The 18390-nt window shown below is 71.7% G+C and carries 17 protein-coding genes and 1 pseudogene; 11 read left to right on the top strand and 7 right to left on the bottom strand.

Features of this window, described 5'->3' with window-relative positions:
• The first annotated feature begins 72 nt into the window (after positions 1-72).
• The 4 genes from HD596_RS30930 to HD596_RS30915 all read left to right on the top strand — a co-directional run bounded on the left by HD596_RS30930 (position 73) and on the right by HD596_RS30915 (position 5532).
• Entirely contained in the window at positions 73-1233 is a 1161-nt protein-coding gene (locus HD596_RS30930) for an MDR family MFS transporter (RefSeq protein ID WP_221519596.1), read from the top strand.
• An 85-nt stretch (positions 1234-1318) separates the two neighbouring features.
• On the top strand, positions 1319-2791 hold the full coding sequence (locus HD596_RS30925) for a BTAD domain-containing putative transcriptional regulator (RefSeq protein ID WP_185072786.1): 1473 nt from the start codon (positions 1319-1321) through the stop codon (positions 2789-2791).
• A gap of 33 nt (positions 2792-2824) precedes the next feature.
• Positions 2825-4597: an NAD+ synthase gene (locus HD596_RS30920; protein ID WP_185072785.1), complete on the top strand. Its 1773-nt coding sequence runs from the start codon at positions 2825-2827 to the stop codon at positions 4595-4597.
• A 110-nt stretch (positions 4598-4707) separates the two neighbouring features.
• Positions 4708-5532 carry a pentapeptide repeat-containing protein gene (locus HD596_RS30915; RefSeq protein ID WP_185072784.1) on the top strand — a complete coding sequence of 275 codons (825 nt, stop codon included), beginning with the start codon at positions 4708-4710 and terminating at the stop codon, positions 5530-5532.
• A 362-nt stretch (positions 5533-5894) separates the two neighbouring features.
• On the opposite strand, the gene HD596_RS30910 is transcribed toward HD596_RS30915, so the two are convergent.
• Both HD596_RS30910 and HD596_RS65000 read right to left on the bottom strand, forming a co-directional pair.
• Complete coding sequence (locus HD596_RS30910; protein ID WP_185072783.1) at positions 5895-6557, bottom strand: response regulator; 663 nt, start codon at positions 6555-6557, stop codon at positions 5895-5897.
• Positions 6554-8620 (bottom strand): histidine kinase, encoded by a 2067-nt coding sequence (locus tag HD596_RS65000; protein ID WP_313045200.1) that lies wholly within the window; start codon positions 8618-8620, stop codon positions 6554-6556. Before HD596_RS65000 ends, HD596_RS30910 begins: the two co-directional genes overlap by 4 nt.
• A gap of 721 nt (positions 8621-9341) precedes the next feature.
• Here HD596_RS65000 and HD596_RS30895 point away from each other — a divergent pair.
• The 6 genes from HD596_RS30895 to HD596_RS60565 all read left to right on the top strand — a co-directional run bounded on the left by HD596_RS30895 (position 9342) and on the right by HD596_RS60565 (position 14847).
• Positions 9342-10049: an alpha/beta hydrolase gene (locus tag HD596_RS30895; RefSeq protein ID WP_246554971.1), complete on the top strand. Its 708-nt coding sequence runs from the start codon at positions 9342-9344 to the stop codon at positions 10047-10049.
• A complete protein-coding gene (locus HD596_RS30890; RefSeq protein WP_221519595.1) occupies positions 10042-11583 on the top strand; it encodes an acyltransferase family protein in 1542 nt (513 codons plus the stop codon). The genes HD596_RS30895 and HD596_RS30890 overlap by 8 nt, the downstream gene beginning before the upstream one ends.
• A 21-nt stretch (positions 11584-11604) precedes the next feature.
• Complete coding sequence (locus HD596_RS30885) at positions 11605-11976, top strand: metalloregulator ArsR/SmtB family transcription factor (RefSeq protein ID WP_185072781.1); 372 nt, start codon at positions 11605-11607, stop codon at positions 11974-11976.
• A 171-nt stretch (positions 11977-12147) separates the two neighbouring features.
• Positions 12148-12648, top strand: coding sequence for an SRPBCC family protein (locus HD596_RS30880; protein WP_185072780.1), 501 nt, complete (start codon positions 12148-12150; stop codon positions 12646-12648).
• A gap of 154 nt (positions 12649-12802) precedes the next feature.
• Positions 12803-13873: a DNA alkylation repair protein gene (locus HD596_RS30875; RefSeq protein ID WP_185072779.1), complete on the top strand. Its 1071-nt coding sequence runs from the start codon at positions 12803-12805 to the stop codon at positions 13871-13873.
• Entirely contained in the window at positions 13870-14847 is a 978-nt protein-coding gene (locus tag HD596_RS60565) for a GNAT family N-acetyltransferase (protein ID WP_221519594.1), read from the top strand. Before HD596_RS30875 ends, HD596_RS60565 begins: the two co-directional genes overlap by 4 nt.
• On the opposite strand, the gene HD596_RS30865 is transcribed toward HD596_RS60565, so the two are convergent.
• Positions 14836-15474, bottom strand: a complete 639-nt coding sequence (locus tag HD596_RS30865) for an SDR family NAD(P)-dependent oxidoreductase (protein WP_185072778.1) — start codon at positions 15472-15474, stop codon at positions 14836-14838. The genes HD596_RS60565 and HD596_RS30865 overlap by 12 nt on opposite strands.
• Before the next feature lie 68 nt (positions 15475-15542).
• On the opposite strand from HD596_RS30865, the gene HD596_RS30860 reads away from it, so the two are divergent.
• Positions 15543-15905, top strand: coding sequence for a MerR family transcriptional regulator (locus tag HD596_RS30860; protein WP_185072777.1), 363 nt, complete (start codon positions 15543-15545; stop codon positions 15903-15905).
• Here HD596_RS30860 and HD596_RS30855 read toward each other — a convergent pair.
• The 4 genes and pseudogenes from HD596_RS30855 to HD596_RS65755 form a co-directional block, all read right to left on the bottom strand.
• Complete coding sequence (locus tag HD596_RS30855) at positions 15902-16696, bottom strand: YybH family protein (protein WP_185072776.1); 795 nt, start codon at positions 16694-16696, stop codon at positions 15902-15904. The genes HD596_RS30860 and HD596_RS30855 overlap by 4 nt on opposite strands.
• A 63-nt stretch (positions 16697-16759) precedes the next feature.
• On the bottom strand, positions 16760-17746 hold the full coding sequence (locus HD596_RS30850) for a sigma-70 family RNA polymerase sigma factor (RefSeq protein ID WP_185078811.1): 987 nt from the start codon (positions 17744-17746) through the stop codon (positions 16760-16762).
• A gap of 143 nt (positions 17747-17889) precedes the next feature.
• Positions 17890-18180, bottom strand: coding sequence for a hypothetical protein (locus HD596_RS65760; protein ID WP_376776180.1), 291 nt, complete (start codon positions 18178-18180; stop codon positions 17890-17892).
• A gap of 130 nt (positions 18181-18310) precedes the next feature.
• Positions 18311-18364, bottom strand: a pseudogene (locus HD596_RS65755) (hypothetical protein); the annotation flags it as partial.
• Positions 18365-18390: the final 26 nt, after the last annotated feature.

The following is an 18390-nucleotide window of genomic DNA, read 5'->3' as shown; positions in this document are numbered from 1 at the left end:
CGTTCGCCCCTACCAACCCGGCATATCAGGCTTTGTGGCGTGTCGAGCACAACTCTTGAGCGGAAGTCGTTTTTGCGGTCCCAGATCGGCGGGCTGCCCCGCGCGTTCTGGGCCCTCTGGGGCGGCACGGTGGTGAACCGCCTGGGCACCATGGTCATGCCCTTCACCGGCGTCTACCTGACGCAGGCCCGCGGCCTGTCGGTTGCGACGGCGGGCCTGGTGATGGGCGTGTTCGGGGTGGGCTCGCTGCTGTCGCAGCTGGTCGCGGGGGTGCTCACCGACCGGATCGGGCGCCGCGCCACGCTGTCGGGCGGGATGCTGGCCACGGCCGCGACCATGCTGGCGCTCGGCTACAGCTCCTCGCTGCCGGCGATCGTGGCCTCGATGCTCGTACTCGGCCTGGTGATGGACGTCTACCGGCCCGCATCCAGCGCCCTCGTCGCGGACCTGGTCTCGCCCGAGGAGCGGCCCCGGGCGTACGGGCTGCTGTTCTGGGGGATCAACCTCGGGTACGCGGTCGGCGTGACGGCCGGAGGCTGGCTGGCGAGCCTCGGGTTCCTCTGGCTGTTCTGGATCGACGCGCTGTCCGGCGTGGTCTTCGCCGTGCTGGTGTGGCGGGCCGTCCCCGAGACCAGGCCGGCGGCACGGGAGTCCGCGGGCGGGTTCGGCGTGGTGCTGCGGGACCGGGTGATGATCGGGTTCACGCTGGTGGCGCTGGGGAACGCGCTGGTCTACTCGCAGACGTTCACCATGCTGCCGGTGGCGATGACGAAGGTCGTCGGCCTGTCGCCCGGGCAGTTCGGGCTGGCCATGGCCCTGAACGGGATCCTGATCGTCATCGTGCAGCCCCTGGTGTCGGGGTGGCTGGGACGCCGGGACCCCGCCCGCATGTTCGCGCTGGGACTGTCGGTGATGGCGCTCGGGTTCGCGATGACGGCGTTCGTCGAGACCACCCTCGGGCTGGTGGTGACGATCGTGGTGTGGACGGCGGGCGAGGTCATCACGGCCGGCATCCCGGGCGCGGTCGTGGCCACGCTGGCGCCGCCCGAGCTGCGGGGGCGGTATTCGGGGCTGTTCGGGTTCTCGTGGTCGCTGGCGGCGGTGCTGGCACCGCTGGTCGGCGGGCGGCTGCTGGAGATCGGCTCTCAGGCTCTGTGGTTCACGATCGGCGGGGTGGGGGTGCTGTCGGCGGCGGGCATGCTCCTGCTCGGACCCGCGATCAGGCGCCGCTGACGGCGTCACAGGTGGCGGGAGACGCGTACCTTGGGAGAATTCGCCATATACCCGAGAACCGTCTCCCTCTAAAGTTACGCCTGACATGCTGACATTCACCGCGCTGGGACCGTTCCAGGCCTGGGCCGACGGCGCCCCTCTCGATCTCGGCGGCCAGCGGCAGCGGGCGGTGCTCGCGCGCCTGCTCGTCGCCGGCGGCCGTGCCGTGCCCGTGAACACCCTCATCGACGAGCTCTGGCCGGGCGCGCCGCCCGCCCAGGCCCTGTCCACCATCCAGGGGTACGTCTCCCGTCTGCGCCGCGCCCTCGAACCCGATCGCGCGCCCCGCGAGGAGGCCCGCGTGCTGGTCTCCGCGCCGCCCGGGTACGCCCTGCGGGCCGCGGCCGAGCAGGTGGACGCGTGGCGGTTCGAGTCCCTGGTGAAGTCGGAAGGCGACCCGGGCCGGGTGTGGGCGGCCATGGACACGGCGCTGGGGCTGTGGCGGGGGCCGGCGCTGGCCGAGTTCGGCGAGCTGAGCTGGGCCGCGACGGAGGCGGGCAGGCTGGAGGAGCTGCGCCTGATCGCCGTCGAGCGCCGGGCCGGGGCCGGCCTCGCGCTGGGCCGGGCGACGTCGCTGGTGGCCGACCTGGAGGCGCACGCGTCGGCGTACCCGCTGCGGGAGGAGGCCTGGCGGCTGCTGGCCACGGCCCTGTACGGGCTGGGGCGCCAGGGCGACGCGCTGGCGGCGCTGCGCAGGGCGCGCTCGGTGTGGCGGGACGAGCTGGGCCTCGACCTGTCGGCGGGGCTGCAGCGCCTGGAGGCCGACATGCTCGCCCAGCGCCTGGAGTTCCCGGCCCCCGAGGAGCAGGCTCCGGCGGAAATGTCCGCCGCCGCACCTGATACCGCGCCGCTGCGGGTGGTGGTGGCCGACGACCAGGCGCTCGTACGGGCGGGCGTGCGGGCGATGCTGGACGCCGAGCCCGGGGTGACGGTGGTCGGCGAGGCGACCAACGGCGAGGAGGCGATCGCGCTCGTGGCCGAGACCGGCCCCGACGTGGTGCTGCTCGACATCCAGATGCCCCACCTGGACGGCCTGGCCGCCGCCCGCCGCATCCTGTCCGAAAACCGGCCGCCGAAGGTGATCATGATGACCACGTTCGGCAGCGACGAGAACCTTTATGCGGCGCTGCGGGCGGGAGTGAGCGGGTTCATCCTGAAAACGTCGGCTCCCGAGCAGTTCCTGGCCGCGATCAGGGCCGCGTCCGCCGGGGACGCGCTCATCGACCCGACGATCACGACCCGGCTGATCGCGGCGTTCGCGGGGCGCGTCGACCCTGCCTCTCCCCCGGCGCTGGCCGGGCTCGCCGACTCCCAGCTCGACGTGCTGAAACTCGTCGCCCGCGGCCTGACGAACCGCCAGATCGGCCAGACGCTCGCCTTGCCCGAGGAGGAGGTGGCCATCATGGTCAAGTCGCTCTTGGAGCATCTCGGGCTGTTCGACCGGGCGCAGCTGGTTATGGCCGCGTACGAGTCAGGTTTTGTTACACCCGGCGAAAAGACTTCCTTTTCGTCGCTTTGACGATAAAAATCGCGCCGTACTAGGCTTGGCGACGTGGCACAACTGCGTATCGCCCTCGCCCAGATGAACCCGTCCGTCGGCGACCTTGACGGCAACGCCGAGCGGCTGATCGCGTGGACCCGCGACGCCGCCGACCGTGGCGCCCACCTCGTCGTCTTCACCGAGATGTTCCTCACCGGCTATCCCGTGGAGGACCTGGTGCTGCGTACGTCCTTCGTGGACGCCAGCATCCGGACCCTGGAGGAGGTGGCGCGCAGGCTGGAGCGGGAGGGCCTGGGCGACCTGCCGGTGGTGGTCGGCTACGTCGACCGCGCCGGCCTGGCGCCCCGGGTCGGCCAGCCGAAGGGCGCCCCGCTGGACGCGGCCGCGCTGCTCCACAAGGGCGAGGTGGTGACCCGTACGGCCAAGCACCACCTGCCCAACTATGGGGTGTTCGACGAATACCGCTACTTCGTGCGCGGCGACCGGCTGCCGATCTTCCGGCTGCACGGCGTGGACGTGGCGATCGCGGTGTGCGAGGACCTCTGGCAGGAGGGCGGCCCCGTGGCCGTCGTGGGCCAGGCGGGCGCCGGGCTGCTGATCTCGCCGAACGCCTCGCCGTACGAGAAGGAGAAGGACGACGTACGCCTCGAGCTGTGCGCGCGCCGGGCACGCGAGGCGGGCTGCGCCCTCGTCTACGTCAACCAGGTCGGCGGCCAGGACGAGCTGGTCTTCGACGGCGACTCGATCGTGGTGGACGCCTCGGGCGAGCTGGTGGCGCGGGCGGGCCAGTTCCGGGAGGAGCTGCTGACCGTCGATCTGGAGCTGCCGGTCTCGGACGCCGAGCCGGGCTTCTTCCCGTACGACGCGGGCGACGGCTCCACCATCACCGTCGAGCGCCTGGTGCTCTCCCCGGACCCCGTGGAGCCGTACGAGCCGGCGCCCGCGACGATCGCGGAGCACCTGGACCTGCACGGCGAGGTGTACGCGGCCCTGGTCCTGGCGGTGCGGGACTACGTGGCCAAGAACGGCTTCCAGTCGGTCATCCTGGGCCTGTCCGGCGGCATCGACTCGGCCCTGACCGCCACCATCGCCTCCGACGCCATCGGCCCCTCGCGGGTCAACGTGGTGCTCATGCCCTCCCGCTACTCCTCCGACCACTCCCTGGCCGACGCCGAGGAGCTCGTCCGCAGGCAGGGCGTCAACTCCCGGATCGCCCCGATCGCCGACATCGTCGACGCCTTCGAGAAGGAGATCGAGCTCTCGGGCCTGGCGGCCGAGAACCTCCAGGCGAGGGTACGCGGCATGATCCTCATGGGCCTGTCGAACCAGCACGGCCACCTGGTCCTGACGACCGGCAACAAGAGCGAGCTGGCGACGGGCTACTCGACCCTCTACGGCGACTCGGCCGGCGGCTTCGCCCCCATCAAGGACGTCCCGAAGACGATGGTGTGGGAACTGTCGAGGTGGCGCAACGCCAATTCGCTGCCGCAATTCCTGCTCGACGCGAAAACCCCCATTCCAGAAAATTCCATCACCAAGGAGCCGAGCGCCGAACTCCGGCCCGACCAGCGCGACACGGATTCCCTTCCGCCTTACGAAATCCTCGACCGCCTGCTGGACGATTACGTGGAGAAGGACATGGGCTCGAAGGAGCTCATCGCCGCCGGCCACGATCCGGAGCTGGTCACGAGGGTCATCAGGCTGGTCGACCTGGCCGAGTACAAGCGTCGCCAGTATCCGCCCGGCCCCAAGATCACCCCGAAGAACTTCGGCCGCGACCGCCGCCTCCCCATCACCAACAGATGGCGCGAAACCACCGATTAAGCGGCATACCCCAACACCACGATCAACCCAAGAAATCGTCATTACCGCACCGCTAATATGGCCCGGCCGATCCTTCGGACGCCGGGCCTTATCAGCGGAAGAGGCACAACATGACATTTCTGATGATCGTGCTCGGGGTGGTGGTCGCCGGCTCGGCCGTGGCCGTCGGGGCCCTGCTCGGCCCCGTCACCCGCCGGATGACCGCGGACGTCAAAGCACTCCCGCCGGACCAGCGGGCCGAGGCGGTGACCGCCACCCGGACGATGCTCATGCAGGTCGGCTCGCTCGTCACCGTCGCGCTCTCCCTGGCCGGCCTGGTCGGCACGTTCTACTTCAGCTCCCAGACCGTCTCGCTCGAGATCCAGAAGCAGTTTCAGGCGCGCTACGACAAGGCGCTGAAGGACCTCAGGTCCAGCGACTCCAGCGCCCGCGTCCAGGGCCTCTACGAGCTGGAGGACATCGCCCACGAGGCGCCGTCCTTCGCCTGGAAGGTGACCCTGAGCATCGCCGCGTACCTGCAGGACCGGGCCCGCGGCCAGGCGACCCCGCGCCCGCACCTGACCGTCGAGGCCGCCCTGACCGTGCTCGGCCGCCGCGACCGCAAGTCCGACCGCGGCCCCGTCTTCACCGGCCCCGTGGCCGCCGACGGCGTCACCCTCCGCTCCACCGACCTGTCCGGCACGGACCTGCGCGGCATCGACTTCACGGACGCCACCCTGGCCCAGGCCCGCTTCACCAACGCGGACCTGCGTACGGCCGACTTCAAGAACGCGGTCCTGTCTCAAGCCCGCTTCACCGGCGCCGACCTCCGCACAGCCGACTTCACCGGCGCCGACCTCCGCCAGGCCGACTTCACCGGCGCCCAACTGGACGGCACGACCTTCCGCAAGGCCAAGCTGGAGGGCGCCCTGGGCCTCCCCCGCACAACCTCATGAGTTGCTGCACGTGCTCAGCCGAACGCTCCGGAGGTGTCGAACGTTCTGGCCGCCCACATCCGGTGCCGACGGCCCCTGTCCGTGGTCCAACTCCGAACTCCCAGCCCCCATCCCCAGCCCCCACCCCTCAAGCCCCCAAGCCTCAAGTCCTCAAGCCCCCAAGCCGCCACCCCCCAAGCCTCAAGCCCTCAAGCCCCCAAGCCGCCACCCCCCAAGCCTCAAGCCCTCAAGCCCCCAAGCCGCCACCCCCCAAGCCCTCAAGCCCCAAGCTCCAACTGGCACACCTCACCGGCGACGAGCTCAAGCCCCTGCACCCCCATAACCTCAATGGGCGAGGAGCAACTAACTCATCGCAAAAGGGCCTATCCGTCGCGGGACGCTGACACCAGGCCCGCCTCGTAGGCAATGATGACGAGCTGGACGCGATCCCGGGCGTGCAGCTTGGTGAGCAGCCTTGTCACATACGCCTTGATCGTGGCAACGCTCAGAACCAGGTCGGTGGCGATCTCCATGTTGGACAGCCCACGAGCGATGAGGATCAGCACCTCGCGTTCCCGATCGGTGATGCAGCCGAGGGACCGATGGCGCGGACCCGGCTGAGGACGAGCAGCGAACTCCGCGATCAGCCGACGGGTGACACTAGGCGCGATCAGGGCATCTCCAGCAGCGACCACGCGAATCGCCGCAAGAATGTCATCAAGCGCCATGTCCTTGACCAGAAACCCGGACGCCCCGGACCGCAACGCCCCGTACACGTAATCGTCCTCGTCGAACGTCGTCAGGACGATGACGCGGGCGTCGGTGGGACCGGCCGTGATCAAGCGGGTGGCCTCGATGCCGTCCATGCCCGGCATGCGGATGTCCATCACCACGACATCGGGCCGCAGTTCCTCGGTCAGGCGAACCGCCTCCGTACCCGTTCCCGCCTCGCCGACGAGCTCGAGATCCGGCGCGTCGGTGATGACCATCTGCAGGGCGGTCCGAACAAGCGGCTGGTCGTCGGCCAGCAGGACACGGACGTTCATCGCACCCGCGCCGGTACGGGCAAGCGCGCCACCACCCGAAACCCGCCTTCCTGACGCGGCCCGGCAGAGAAGACCCCATGCAGCAGAGCCACTCGTTCACGCATCCCGACCAGACCATACCCACCTCTCGCCTTACGCCCCCGGCCCGGTCCCCGGCCACCCCCAAACCCAAAACCACGCCCAGCACCAGAGCCGGAGCTGTGGGCAGGGACGTCACCGAGACCAGGGCCGGAGTCCAGGCTGAGGCTGGCGTCGGGACTGGGGCCCAAGCGGGGACTGCGGTCGGCGGCGGGGTTGATGTCGAGAGCGGGAGCTGCGGCACGGCTGGCGTCCAAGGAAGGACCCGAACCGGAATCGGAGAAAAGTCCCGGACTGTGGCCCGAACCCAGACCCGAACCGAGGCCCGAGGAAAAACCCGGACTGCGACCCGAAGCAAGACCTGAACCGGGGCCCAAGGAAAAACCCGAACCGGAGTCCGCGGAAAGACCTGAACCGCAGTCCGGGGAAAGCCCCGTACTACGGCCCGGAGCAAGCCCCGTACTACGGCCCGAGGAAAGATCCGGGCTGGGGTCCGGGGGAAGGCTGGGTTGAGGGCTGGGTGCGGGGTCGATGACCTCGATGGCCAGCTCCTCATCACCGAAGTCGATGGTCACCTGACACGAGGGGTGCTCGGCGTGGCGGGTGACGTTGGTGACGGCCTCCTGGACGATGCGGTAGGCGGACATGTCGATCTCCGGAGGCAGCGGACGTCGTACACCCCGCCAGCGCACCTCGACCTGGACACCAGCGGCTGTCGTCGTCGCGGCAAGCCGCTCCAGGTCTGCCAGCCCAGCCGGGGCGGGGCCCGCGTCGAGCGGGGCCAGACTCGGGTCGAGCGGGATCAGGCCCGAGTCGAGCGGGGCTGTCGAAGGTGTGGGACCGGATTCAGGTGGACCGAGAGGCACAGCCACCGGTTCCTGGCCCGATTCGGGACAATCGGACCATGTCCGCTGTGACGGCTCGACCGACGCGTACTGGCCAAGCAACGCGTCCGGTCGCTGCGCGGTCGGTGCGGGCCGATCGAGCAGCGCCCCCAGTTGCTGGTCGACCAGCATGGAGCGGCCGGAAGACTCACTCTGCGACAGCTGAGCTGGAGCAGGCAGCGCGCCCGGATCCTGGTCGATCAGCATGGACCGGCCAGATGACTCACTCTGCGACAGCTGAGCTGGATTTGGCAGCGCGCCTGGTTGCTGGTCGACCGGTGCGGAGCGGTCGGACGGCTCGCTCTGCGGTGGGTGGGCTGGTTTGGGGTGGCGGAGGGCGCCCAGCATCCGGCGTAGGCCGGATAGCGTCTCGCGGCCGACCGTCTCGATCTCGCCCAGCGCTTCGCGGGCTCGTACGGGCTGAGTGTCGATCACTCGCCGGGCCGCACCCGCCTGCAGGGCGATGATGCCGATGCTGTGCGCGACCATGTCGTGGAGCTCGCGGGCGATCCGGAGGCGTTCACCGATGATCGCTTGGGCGGTGGCCTGGACGCGCTGGCTCTCGGCGTGAACATGGGCCTGGTGAACCGAGCGGCCGACCAGCCAGGCGATGACGGCCGTCATGGCGACGGCCAGCTCGGCCGAGGTCCCGACGACCCAGCCGAAGAGCAGCCGCGTCCCTAGGTAGCCCGCCAGCGTGATAAGCGACATGGCGATGGCGGCGATGCTCGTACGGCGTGGGGCGGTGGCCGCGATGAAGTAAAGGGCGGCGTCGACCGCCAGGAACTGGGCCGAGGGGATCTCACCTACGCCCAGGGGCATGCATGCCACGGCGGAGGCGGCCAGCAGCAGGGTCAGGGCCGGGAGTGGGCGGCGGTCCAGCAGGATGCTGCCCGCCACGACCAGCGCGGTGGCCACGATCAGGAACGACAGGCCGTCCCCGTGGTAGAGCAACACGCCGGGGCTGTAGGCGGGCTCCGCCTCACCTGGCAGCCTGACGCGCATCAGGAACGTGAGCGCCAGGCCCGCACTCCAGGCCAGCGCCGTCCAGAGGCCGGACGGCACCCGCCTCAGCAGCGGGAGGGGTGGGGTGACCTGCATGGGCCGATGGTAGCTGCGTGATGTTGGGCGGGGCATCGGACCACGGTCGTACATCTGGGGTCCACTCTGGGTCGTTGGAATGCGGTCGTGGGTTCGATGTGGCGGGGATGTCGGGTGCGGCAGCGTCGCCTGAGTGATCGAAGTCCATGGAGAAGTCCCACGTAGCGGGATGGCGACCCGAGCCGGCCGGATGACGCAAGTAGGGCCGCCATGGTGGTCAGCCAGGCGGACGTGGCGGTGCTCGAGGCCGGCGCGCTGGACGGTCAGGCAACCGCCGTCCAACGCGAAGCCAGCGGCGGCGTACGGCTGGTTGACGAGGAAGGCGCCGTCGAACGCCAGGCAAGCAGCGTGGTACGCAAGGCCGGCAAGTCGGGCAATCAGGCAAGCACCGTCCAACGCGAAACCAGCGGCGGTGTACGCCTGGATGGCGCGGGGGTGTGGGAGGTGGCGGCAGCCCAGGGGGGAGGGAGCGCTTCGGGGACGGCGTTGGTGGCGCTTTTTGGGTGGTGTGTTTGTCGCCATCGCTGTGGGTGTGCCGGTTTCGGGGGCGGCGTGGCCGGGTGCCGTAGCGGCGCCCGTACCCGGTCATCTCGCGCCGCTCCGGAGTGCCGCTCCCGCTGCCCTTGCGCGGCGGTATGCCGCGAGCAGGGAGGACATCCGGGCGGCTGAGCGGATGGCGGTCCAGTACGGGCATCTGTGGCGGGCTGCGATGTTGCGGGACATGGCGGGTGCCTCCCGCCGGTTCCTGGCCTTCGACGGGCGTGATGGTGGCCGGGCCGTCGAGGTGTTCAGCGATCTGGCGACGGCCGGCACGATCGCCGTCCTGGTCCCCGGCTCCGACACCAATCTCGACAAGTACGGGCTGCTTCGCGGCGGCTCCATGCGGCTGCGGGAGGCGCTCGGGGATCGGGCCGCCGTCATCGCCTGGCTCGGATACCGGACCCCGAGCACCGTCAGTCTGGCCGCGATGTCGGCCGGCTGGGCTGAGGAGGCCGTCCCTGGGCTCCGGGCGTTCGTACGGGAGCTCGCCGCCGCCATGCCTGCCGCCGCGATCTCCTTGCTGTGCCACTCGTACGGCTCCGTGGTGTGCGCGCGGGCCGCGTCCGGGCTGGATGTCGGCAACATCGTCCTGTACGGGAGCCCCGGTGTGATCGCTCCCAACGTCGCCGCCCTGCGGACGAGGGCCACCGTCTGGGCCGGTCGGGGCGGCAGGGACTGGGTCGCGCACATCCCGAACGTGCGGCTCCGTCTGCCGTTCCTCACTGCCGGGTTCGGTACGGATCCGGTGTCCCCGCGGTTCGGCGCCCATGTCTTCGCGGCGGGCGGCGGTGGGCACAGCGACTATCTCAGGTCCGGTTCGCCGGCGTTGGAGAACATTGCCAGGATCGTCGCCGGGCGGGCCGTCCGCGAGGTGGGCCGTCATGCGTGAGCCTGCCTGCACGGACGCGGACACGGGCGTGGGCGTGGGCGCGGACACGGACACGGACACGGGCGCGGACACGGGCGCGGACACGGGCGCGGACACGGGCGCGGACACGGGCGCGGACACGGGCCTGGGCGCGGGCGTTGTTCGGCCTGCGCTGCGCCGCGTACTCGCGTCGTTGCGTGGCCTCGTGCGGCAAGCTGCCCACCGCGGCTCGCCCGAGCAGCGCCGCGCCGACGAGCCTGGGCGCAACGTCGCATGGCTGGTCGGCCGCGCCGCCGCGACCTGGCGACGCCACCTACTCGCGCCGTTGCGTGGCCTCGTGCGGCGGGTCGAGCGGGCTACCCCGCCCGGTCGCGACCGTGCCATCGACGCTCTCCGGGCACTGGCCATCGGTGGGGTGGTGCTTGGGCACTGGCTGGTGACGGCGCTGGTGCTCGACAGCGGTGCGATTCGGGTGGTCAGCCCGCTGCGGTACATGCCGCAGCTGGCCCCCGCGACCTGGCTGTTCCAGACGCTGGCGGTGTTCTTTCTCGTGGGTGGGTACGCGGCGGCGAGGAGCCGGGGCGCGGCGGCCGGGACGTACCGGCAGTGGCTGGGCGCCCGGCTGGCGCGGCTGTTCCGGCCGGTCGGTGTCGTGTTGGCGGTCTGGAGTGTGACGGTGGCCGGGATGCTGGCCGCCGGAGCCGACACCGTGACCGTGGCCAGGCTGGTCAAGCTGGTGCTGTCGCCGATGTGGTTCCTGGTGGTGTTCGCGGTGCTGACGGCGACGACTCCCCTGGTGGCCCGGTTACACCCGATGTGGCCGCTGGTGACCGTCGCGGTGATCGATCTGGTCCGGTACGGGGTGGGCGGGTCTTCGTGGGGCGGCGCGGTCGGCGTGCTTGCCGGGTGGCCGGCGTCCCACGAGCTGGGCGAGTCACTCGAATCCATGAACGTCCTGGTCGAATGGCTGGCGTCACACGGACTGAGCGAATCACTCGGATCCGTCAACGTCCTGGCCGGGTGGCTGGTGCCGTACTGCGTGGGGGCGGCCTGGGCTCGGGGGGCGCTGCGGAGTCGTACCGCTGGATGGGTGTTGTTGGTCGGCGGGGCGGTGGGAGCGGTGGGGCTGGTGCTCGGGGCCGGGTATCCGGCGGCCATGGTCGGGGTGCCCGGCGCGGCCGTATCCAACCTCGACCCGCCCACGCTCGCGGCCGTCTGCTTCGGTCTGGCCCAGTGCGGCGCGGCCCTGCTCCTGCTCGGCCCGCTCCGCCGGGTGCTGCGGCGGCCGGCTGTGTGGGCGGCGGTGGCGCTGGTGAACCTGTCCGCGATGACGATCTTCCTCTGGCACCAGAGCGCGATGATCCTGGTCACCGCACTTGGGCTGCTCGCGGGTGAAGCCCTCCCCGGCCTGCACACGGTGCCCGACGGGCCGGAGTGGGTGCTGGCCCGGCTGGGCTGGGTGCCGGTGTTCGGGCTGGCGCTGGTGGTGTGCTGGGTCGCGTTCCACACTCGCGGGTGGGCGGCGTCCAGGAAGACGCGCTTGGCGAACGCGTAACCAGTGGGTTACGCTTTTGCCGTGGACGAGGTGGCGGGGGCGATCGCGGACCCGGTGCGGCGGCGGATCCTGGAGATGCTCAAGGACGGGCGGCGGCTGTCCGCCGGTGAGGTCGCCGAGCGGTTCGCCATCAGCCGGCCCGCCGTGAGCAGGCACCTGCGGGTGCTCAGGCAGAGCGGGCTGGTTCGCGCGGAGCTGATCGGCAGGCAGCGCTTCTACGCGCTCGAACCCGAGCCGTTCGGCGAGCTCATCACCTGGCTCGCCCAGTTCGGACGGCCTTCGGGATGGGAGCACCGCCTCGACGCCCTGGAGACCGAGGTCTACCGGACCCGCCGAGAACGCCGCCCGACCACGGAGACCGAGAGCAGCAGCAGAGAGGAAGAGACCGCTTGACCGACTTCACCAGCTGCGCCACGCCTCACATTTTGCAGGAAGACCAGCCAAGTGCTGCTCAGTTGTCGTAGACGGCGGTCCGCCTGGTGGCGAATCGCCTGCTCCTGCTCTGCTCCGCAGGAGTCCGATCCCTCCCCCGCCCGAAGGCGGGGGTCACCTAGGAGGTGTCAGATGAACCGCATCCCCACCGGCCGGTTGTTCGGGACGAGCGAGGGGAGCGACCTCGTTCTCAGCCGGACGTTCCGCGCGCCCGCCGAGGACGTGTGGGCCAGCATCACCGAGCCCGACCGCACCGCCCGCTGGTTCGGCCCGTGGGAGGGCCACGGCGCGCCCGGCCAGACGGTCAAGGTGCGGATGGTGTACGAGGAGCAGGCTCCCTGGTACGAGATGCGCATCGACGCCTGCGAACCGCCGAAGCGGCTGGCCGTGTCCGCGCTCGACGAGTCCGGGGCCTGGCGGATCGAACTGCTGCTGGAGGAGCGCGACGGCACGACGGAGCTGCGGTTCGTCCACCATCTCGACACCGAGGACGCGATCGGCGAGGTCGGCCCCGGCTGGGAGTACTACCTCGACATGCTCGTGGCCGCCCGCGACGGCTCCCCCACGCCGGACTTCGACGACTACTATCCCTCGATGCGGCCCTACTTCCTGGAGCTGTCCCGGCAGGACTGAGGAAGTGCGTCCCGGCAGGGGGCTGGAGGCTTGCCTCCCGGCAGGACTGAGGGAGTACGTCCAGCAGGGCTGAGAGATTGCCTTCCGGCAGTGCTGGGGGCTTGCCTTCCGGCAGAGCTGACGGATTGTCGGTGGCGGCTGGCACAGTGGGCGCGTGCCTCAACCGCTCAAGGACATGATCAACGCCGAGTCCATATCCGTGCTGGCCGACGGGCTGGCCGCCGCCTGGGCGCCGTTCCCACGGGCCGCTTTCACCGCGCGTGCCCTGGCCGGCCTCGACGGGCTCGAGCTCAAGGACCGCGTCCGGCATGTCGCCGCGGCCCTGCACGACGCGCTGCCCCTGCCCTACCCGCAGGCCGCCGAGGTCGTGCGCGAGTGCGCCTCGCGGGTCGCGCTGGACATGTGGAGCGGCTGGCCGGCCACCGATCACACGGCCGTCCAGGGGCTCGACCACCTGGAGGCGGGGATGGGCACGCTGGCCGTGCTCACGCCGTACGCGACGGGCGAGTTCGCCGTACGGCCCTATCTGGAGCGTTACCGCGACGACGCGCTCAAGATCATGTACGGCTGGGCGGAGTCACCCGAGGAGCATCTGCGCCGCCTGGCCTCGGAGGGGTCGCGGCCGCGGCTGCCGTGGGGCGGCCGGGTGCGCTGGCTGATGGCGCCTGGGCCGACCCTGCCCCTGCTCGACCGGCTGCGCGACGACCCGAGCGAATACGTCCGCCGCTCGGTCGCCAACCACGTCAACGACCTGGCCAAGGATCATCCGGAGGTGGCGCTGGAGCTGCTGGCCCGATGGCGTTCCGACGGCGGCTCGCACGTGGAGAAGGTGCTGCGCCACGCCGTACGCGGGCTGCTGCGCTCCGGCCACCCCGAGGCGCTGGCGCTGGTGGGTGCCACCCCGGGCAGCGGCGCGGTCGACGTGCTGGCCCTCGAGTCCGACACGGTGGCCGTCGGCGGGAGCCTGGCCTTCGCCGTCACGGTCACTGCGGGCGCGCCGGGGGCGGTGCTGCTCAAGTACGCGATCCGGCGGACGGGCTCGCGCCGGGTCTTCCACCTGGGCCGGCGGGAGGCGGCGGGGCCGGGTACGACGTTCACCGTGCGCAAGAGCCATTCCTTCCGCCCGGTCACCACCCGCGACGAGCCGCCGGGCGCCCGGGAGCTCGACGTGATCGTCAACGGCAGGGTGGCGGCGAGCGCCACGTTCACGCTGGTACGGTCATGACAGTCGACCTGCTCCGCGTCGAGCTCGGCGTCATCTGGCGCCTCGACGGCCGGGGCCGCCTGCCGGGGCCCGAGGAGCTGGTGATCGGCGTGGCGGCCGACGGCATGACCGCCGCGATCGGCGCCGACGTGCCCGACCCGGTCGCCACCGAACTGCTCGACCTCGTCTCCCAAGGCGTCCCGTCGGCCCCCGGCCAGCCGCCTGACGTCCTGGCGCAGTGCGCCGCCCTGCTGGGTGGTGAGCGTGGGGTGTCCGGCGGGCTCACGGTGTCCCGCGGACTCTCGGTGTCGAAGGGCCAAGCGGTGGGCGGCGGCCCCCCGATGTTGGGCAGGGCGACGGTGTCGGAAGGGCCACCGGTGTTGGGCGGGCCACCGGTGTCGGGCGGGCTACCGGTGTCGGGCGGGCCACCGGTGTCGGGCGGGCCACCGGTATGCGGCGAGCAAGCGGTGTCCGCAGGGCAAGCGGTGTCGCGCGGCCCAGCGGTAGGGGAGCAAGCGGCGTTCGAGGGGCACGCGGTGTCCGGAGGGCCGTGCTATCTGATGCGGCCGCCGCTCAGATTCGAGGCACCCGCCAACGTCATCCGGTCGGACGACCCGTCGCACGCCACCCGCCTACGCCCCCTGCGCCCCGCGACCTGGGACCCCGAGGAATGGGACGAACTCCTCGCCGGCGGCGCAGGCGCGCCCTGGGCGATGATCGTCGAGGACGGCCAGGTGGCCGCGATCTGCCACAGCGCCCGGCTGACCCCCGACGGGGCCGAGGCGGGCACCTGGACCTCACCCGCCTTCCGGGGCCGCGGTTACGCCGCGGCCACCACCGCCGCGTGGGCCGGCCTGCTGCCGGGCGTCCGCCTGTTCTACAGCACCAGTGCCGACAACCACTCCTCGCAGCGCGTGGCCGGACGGCTCGGGCTCGACGCGATCGGCTGGCTCTGGAAGCTCACGCCCCACGGCTCGACAGCCTCACGGACGTGATGCCGTGCCGTCGTGGAGGACTTCGCGCTCCCACCGTTCCCGAGGCTGGGTGTGCAGGCGCCAGTAGTGCTCGGCGATGTCGTCGGGGTCGAAGGCCGTGCCGGGCGCGACCGGTCCGGCCACGGTGACGCTGGCCACGTGCACCCCCGAGGGCCCGTACTCCTGGTCGAGCAGCGCCGCCAGCGTCCGCACGCCCGCCTTGCCGAGCGAGAGGCTGACGTACTGGGCCTTGGGCTCGGGCATCCCCCCGGTGATGAGGAACGACCCGCTGCCGCGCCGGGCCATCGCGGGCGCCACGTGCGCGGCCGCGACGAGCGCCCCCACCACGTTCACGGCCCAGGCGTCCAGCTGGGCCCGTACGCTCGCCTCGCCCGGCGCGTCCGGCCGGATGATCGCGGCGTTGTAGACCACGGCGTCCGGCGTGCCCTGCTCGGCGACGGCCGCGTCGAGGGCGGCCCTGAGCCGGTCCTCGTCGGCGCTGTCGGCCTTGTACGCGAGCACCCCGTCCAGGTCGAGCGTCGTGCCGGTACGCGAGACGAGCGCGACCGGCATCCCCTCCCGCGCGAACCGGCGGGCGACGGACCGGCCGATCCCCGGCCCCGCTCCGATGATCACAACTCCGGGCATCATAGGCTCCTTTCCGTTGTTGTGATCGGAAGCTAAGGCGTCACATCGATGTGAAGGTCAAGGAGCAGATGAAGATCGGAGAGCTGGCCCGCCGCACGGGGGTGAGCAGGCGGCTGCTGCGCTACTACGAGGAGCAGGGGCTGCTGCGGCCGGTGCGGCTGCCCAACGGCTACCGCGAGTACGCCGAGCCGGACGTGGCGTCGGTGCGCCACATCCGTACGATGCTCGCCGCCGGACTCCCCACGACCGTCATCGCTCTCTTGCTGCCCTGCGTCCACGACGACGGCGACGGGATGGTGCCGACGGCGTGCCCCGGCATGGTGAGCAACCTGCGGAAAGAGCGCGAGCGTATCGCCGGGACGATCGAGCGGCTGCAGACGTCCCAGCGCGCCCTCGACACCATGCTCGACGCCGTCCGCCCGCCCGCCTAGCTCCGTGCAGGGCGCAGGTCGGTTCGCGCCTCGCCCGTGTCCGGGTCGTACGGGTAGGAGACGTGCTGGTGGATCATCACCCAGGAGCCGTCGCGCCGCTCGAACACCCGCGTCCCCCGCGACCACGTCTCGGCGCCCCCGCCCACGCGGACCCGGTTCAGCCCCCACGCGACCGCGAGGTCCTCCCTGGCCATGACCTTCAGGTCCGGCATGTCGAAGCGCACGTCGGGTCCCTCGTCGAGGCCGCGCGCGCAGACCTCCCGCACTGCCTCGACGCCCACGTACTCGAGCGGCGCGTCGTGCTCGTAGGACACGACGTCGTCGGCGATGGCGGCCATCATGCCGTCCAGGTCCTTGGCCGCGGTGCCCGCGTACCACCGCTCGTGCACCCCGCGCACCTCCCGCACGGACGCCCCGTCGTCGGCGATCGGGAACGAGTGGTGCTCGTGCGCGACGACCCACCGGCCGCCCTCCTCGCGCAGGCCGAGCGTCAGCCGCAGCCGCCGGTCGTCGGCGGGCATGCCGCACCGCAGCAGCGCGTACGCGAAGGCGACGCCGTCACCGGCGACGACGTCCAGCGACTCGATCTCGAACGCCGCCCCCTGCGCCTGCCACTCGAAGAACGGCGGCCAGGCCTTCTCGTACGCCTCGATGCCGCGAACGTTCTCCGGCACGTCGAACATCACGATGTCCGCAGCGTGGTCCGCGAGGACCGTCTCCAGGTCGCCGCGGTGCACCGCCGCGGCCCAGCGCAGGACGAGGCCGCGGATCTGGTCTTCGTTCGTGGACATGGATGGGTCCTTCCGGGTCGATGCCTTCGTTCCGGACGTACAACCCGGGGCGGAGCCCGAAACTCATCGCACTTCTTCGGGAAGGCCGAAGTCGGCGAAATCGGCCTCCAGGAACGACACCACCTCCGCCACCTGGCCGCCCCGCACCACCAGCAGGTCCAGCCCGGCCGGGAGGTAGGCCGCCCGCTGCTCGTCCCACAGGTACGTGCCGAACGCCAGCTGCCCGTTGGCCCGCGCGGGCAGCATCCGCCAACGCCCCTTGAGCGGCCCGCCGAGCAGGAACCCGCGGATGCCCTCGCGCCCCTCGAACCAGGCCGCCAGCGGCGGCATCGAGTACTTCGCGTCCTCGGCCAGCATGGCCACGATGGCGTCCACGTCCCCGGCCTCCCAGGCGGCCGCGTACCTGCGGGCCAGCTCCCGGCTCCCCGCCTCGCCCAGCTCGCCGAGGGCCTGCCGCTGGGTGGTCGGGGGCAGCAGCTCGGCGAGGTTCTTCCTGGCCCGCTGGAGGGCGCTGTTGACCGCCGCGACCGTGGTGTCCAGCAGGTCGGCGACCTCGCGGGCGGCGTACCCGAGGACGTCGCGCAGCAGCAGCACGGCCCGTTGCACGGCCGACAGGTGCTGCAGCGCCGCCACGAACGCCAGCTCCACGCTCTCCCTGGCCACCGCCCGCGCCTCGGGCCCCAGCCCCGCCGTCCAGGCCATCAGGCTGTCCGGGTACGGCTCCAGCCACGCCACCTCGCCGCCCGCCGGGTCGAGGTCGGCGGGCAGCTCGCGGCGGCCCCGGCTTTCGATGAGCGTCAGCGCCCTGTTCGTCGCGATCTTGTACAGCCACGGTCTGATCGACCCGCGGTCCTCGAACCGAGCCAGGCTCCGCCACGCCCGGTCCAGCGTGTCCTGCACGACGTCCTCGGCGTCGTGAACGGACCCCAGCATCCGGTAGCAGTGGGCCCGCAACTCGTCCCGCAGCGGCCCGACCAGCCGCCCGAACGCCAGGTCATTTCCATCTCGCGCCGCGGCCAGCAGCTCCGCCGCCGTCGCCTCGTCCGCCATCACCTGTCCCCCTCCTGGTGCGCCCAAGCTACCGCGCCCGGATCGCCGTCCCTCCGTCACGATGGAGGAGGCGGCGGCACCGTGGCCCCGTACGGCGATCCGGATCCACGGCTACCGTCCCCCGGACCGGTCCTCCTGCTGCTCTACACCGACGGCCTGTGGCGGCACCTGCCCGGCCTGAACTCCTGCGTCCCCAAGGCGATCTGCCGGCGGACGCGCGGGCACTGGCCAGGCGGGCGCCGGACGCGGGAGGGCACGGCAACGTCACCGCGGTCCTCCTCGCGGTCGCGGACCAGCACCGCGTCCGTCCCGGCCCGCGCGACCAGTTCGGCCACCGAGGTCTCCGCCAGCAGCCGCCGCATGCCCAGTGAGAACCCGCCCACCCGCCGCCCCGCCGCCGAGGACAGCCCCGCCAGCTCTAGCACCTCGGCCACCCGGGCGGGCGATATCCCGTGCGTGCGGGCCCGCCGGCAGGTGCTGGTACGCCGTGCGGCCCCCGTGTGCCGCCTCCATCAGCGCCCCGACCTGCCGGAGCGGGTCGGGGTGTGCGGCGTAGGGCCGGCCGTTGACGGTCGCGGACCCGGCGCTGGGCCGGTGCAGCCCCAGGATGACGCGCATGGTGGTGGACTTGCCCGCGCCGTTGG

Origin of the sequence: Nonomuraea jabiensis (assembly GCF_014204795.1) — a bacterium.
In the GTDB taxonomy this organism is placed as follows: domain Bacteria; phylum Actinomycetota; class Actinomycetes; order Streptosporangiales; family Streptosporangiaceae; genus Nonomuraea; species Nonomuraea jabiensis.
The sequence above is the reverse complement of the archived record's forward strand: the minus strand, read 5'-3'. Positions and strand labels throughout refer to the sequence as shown.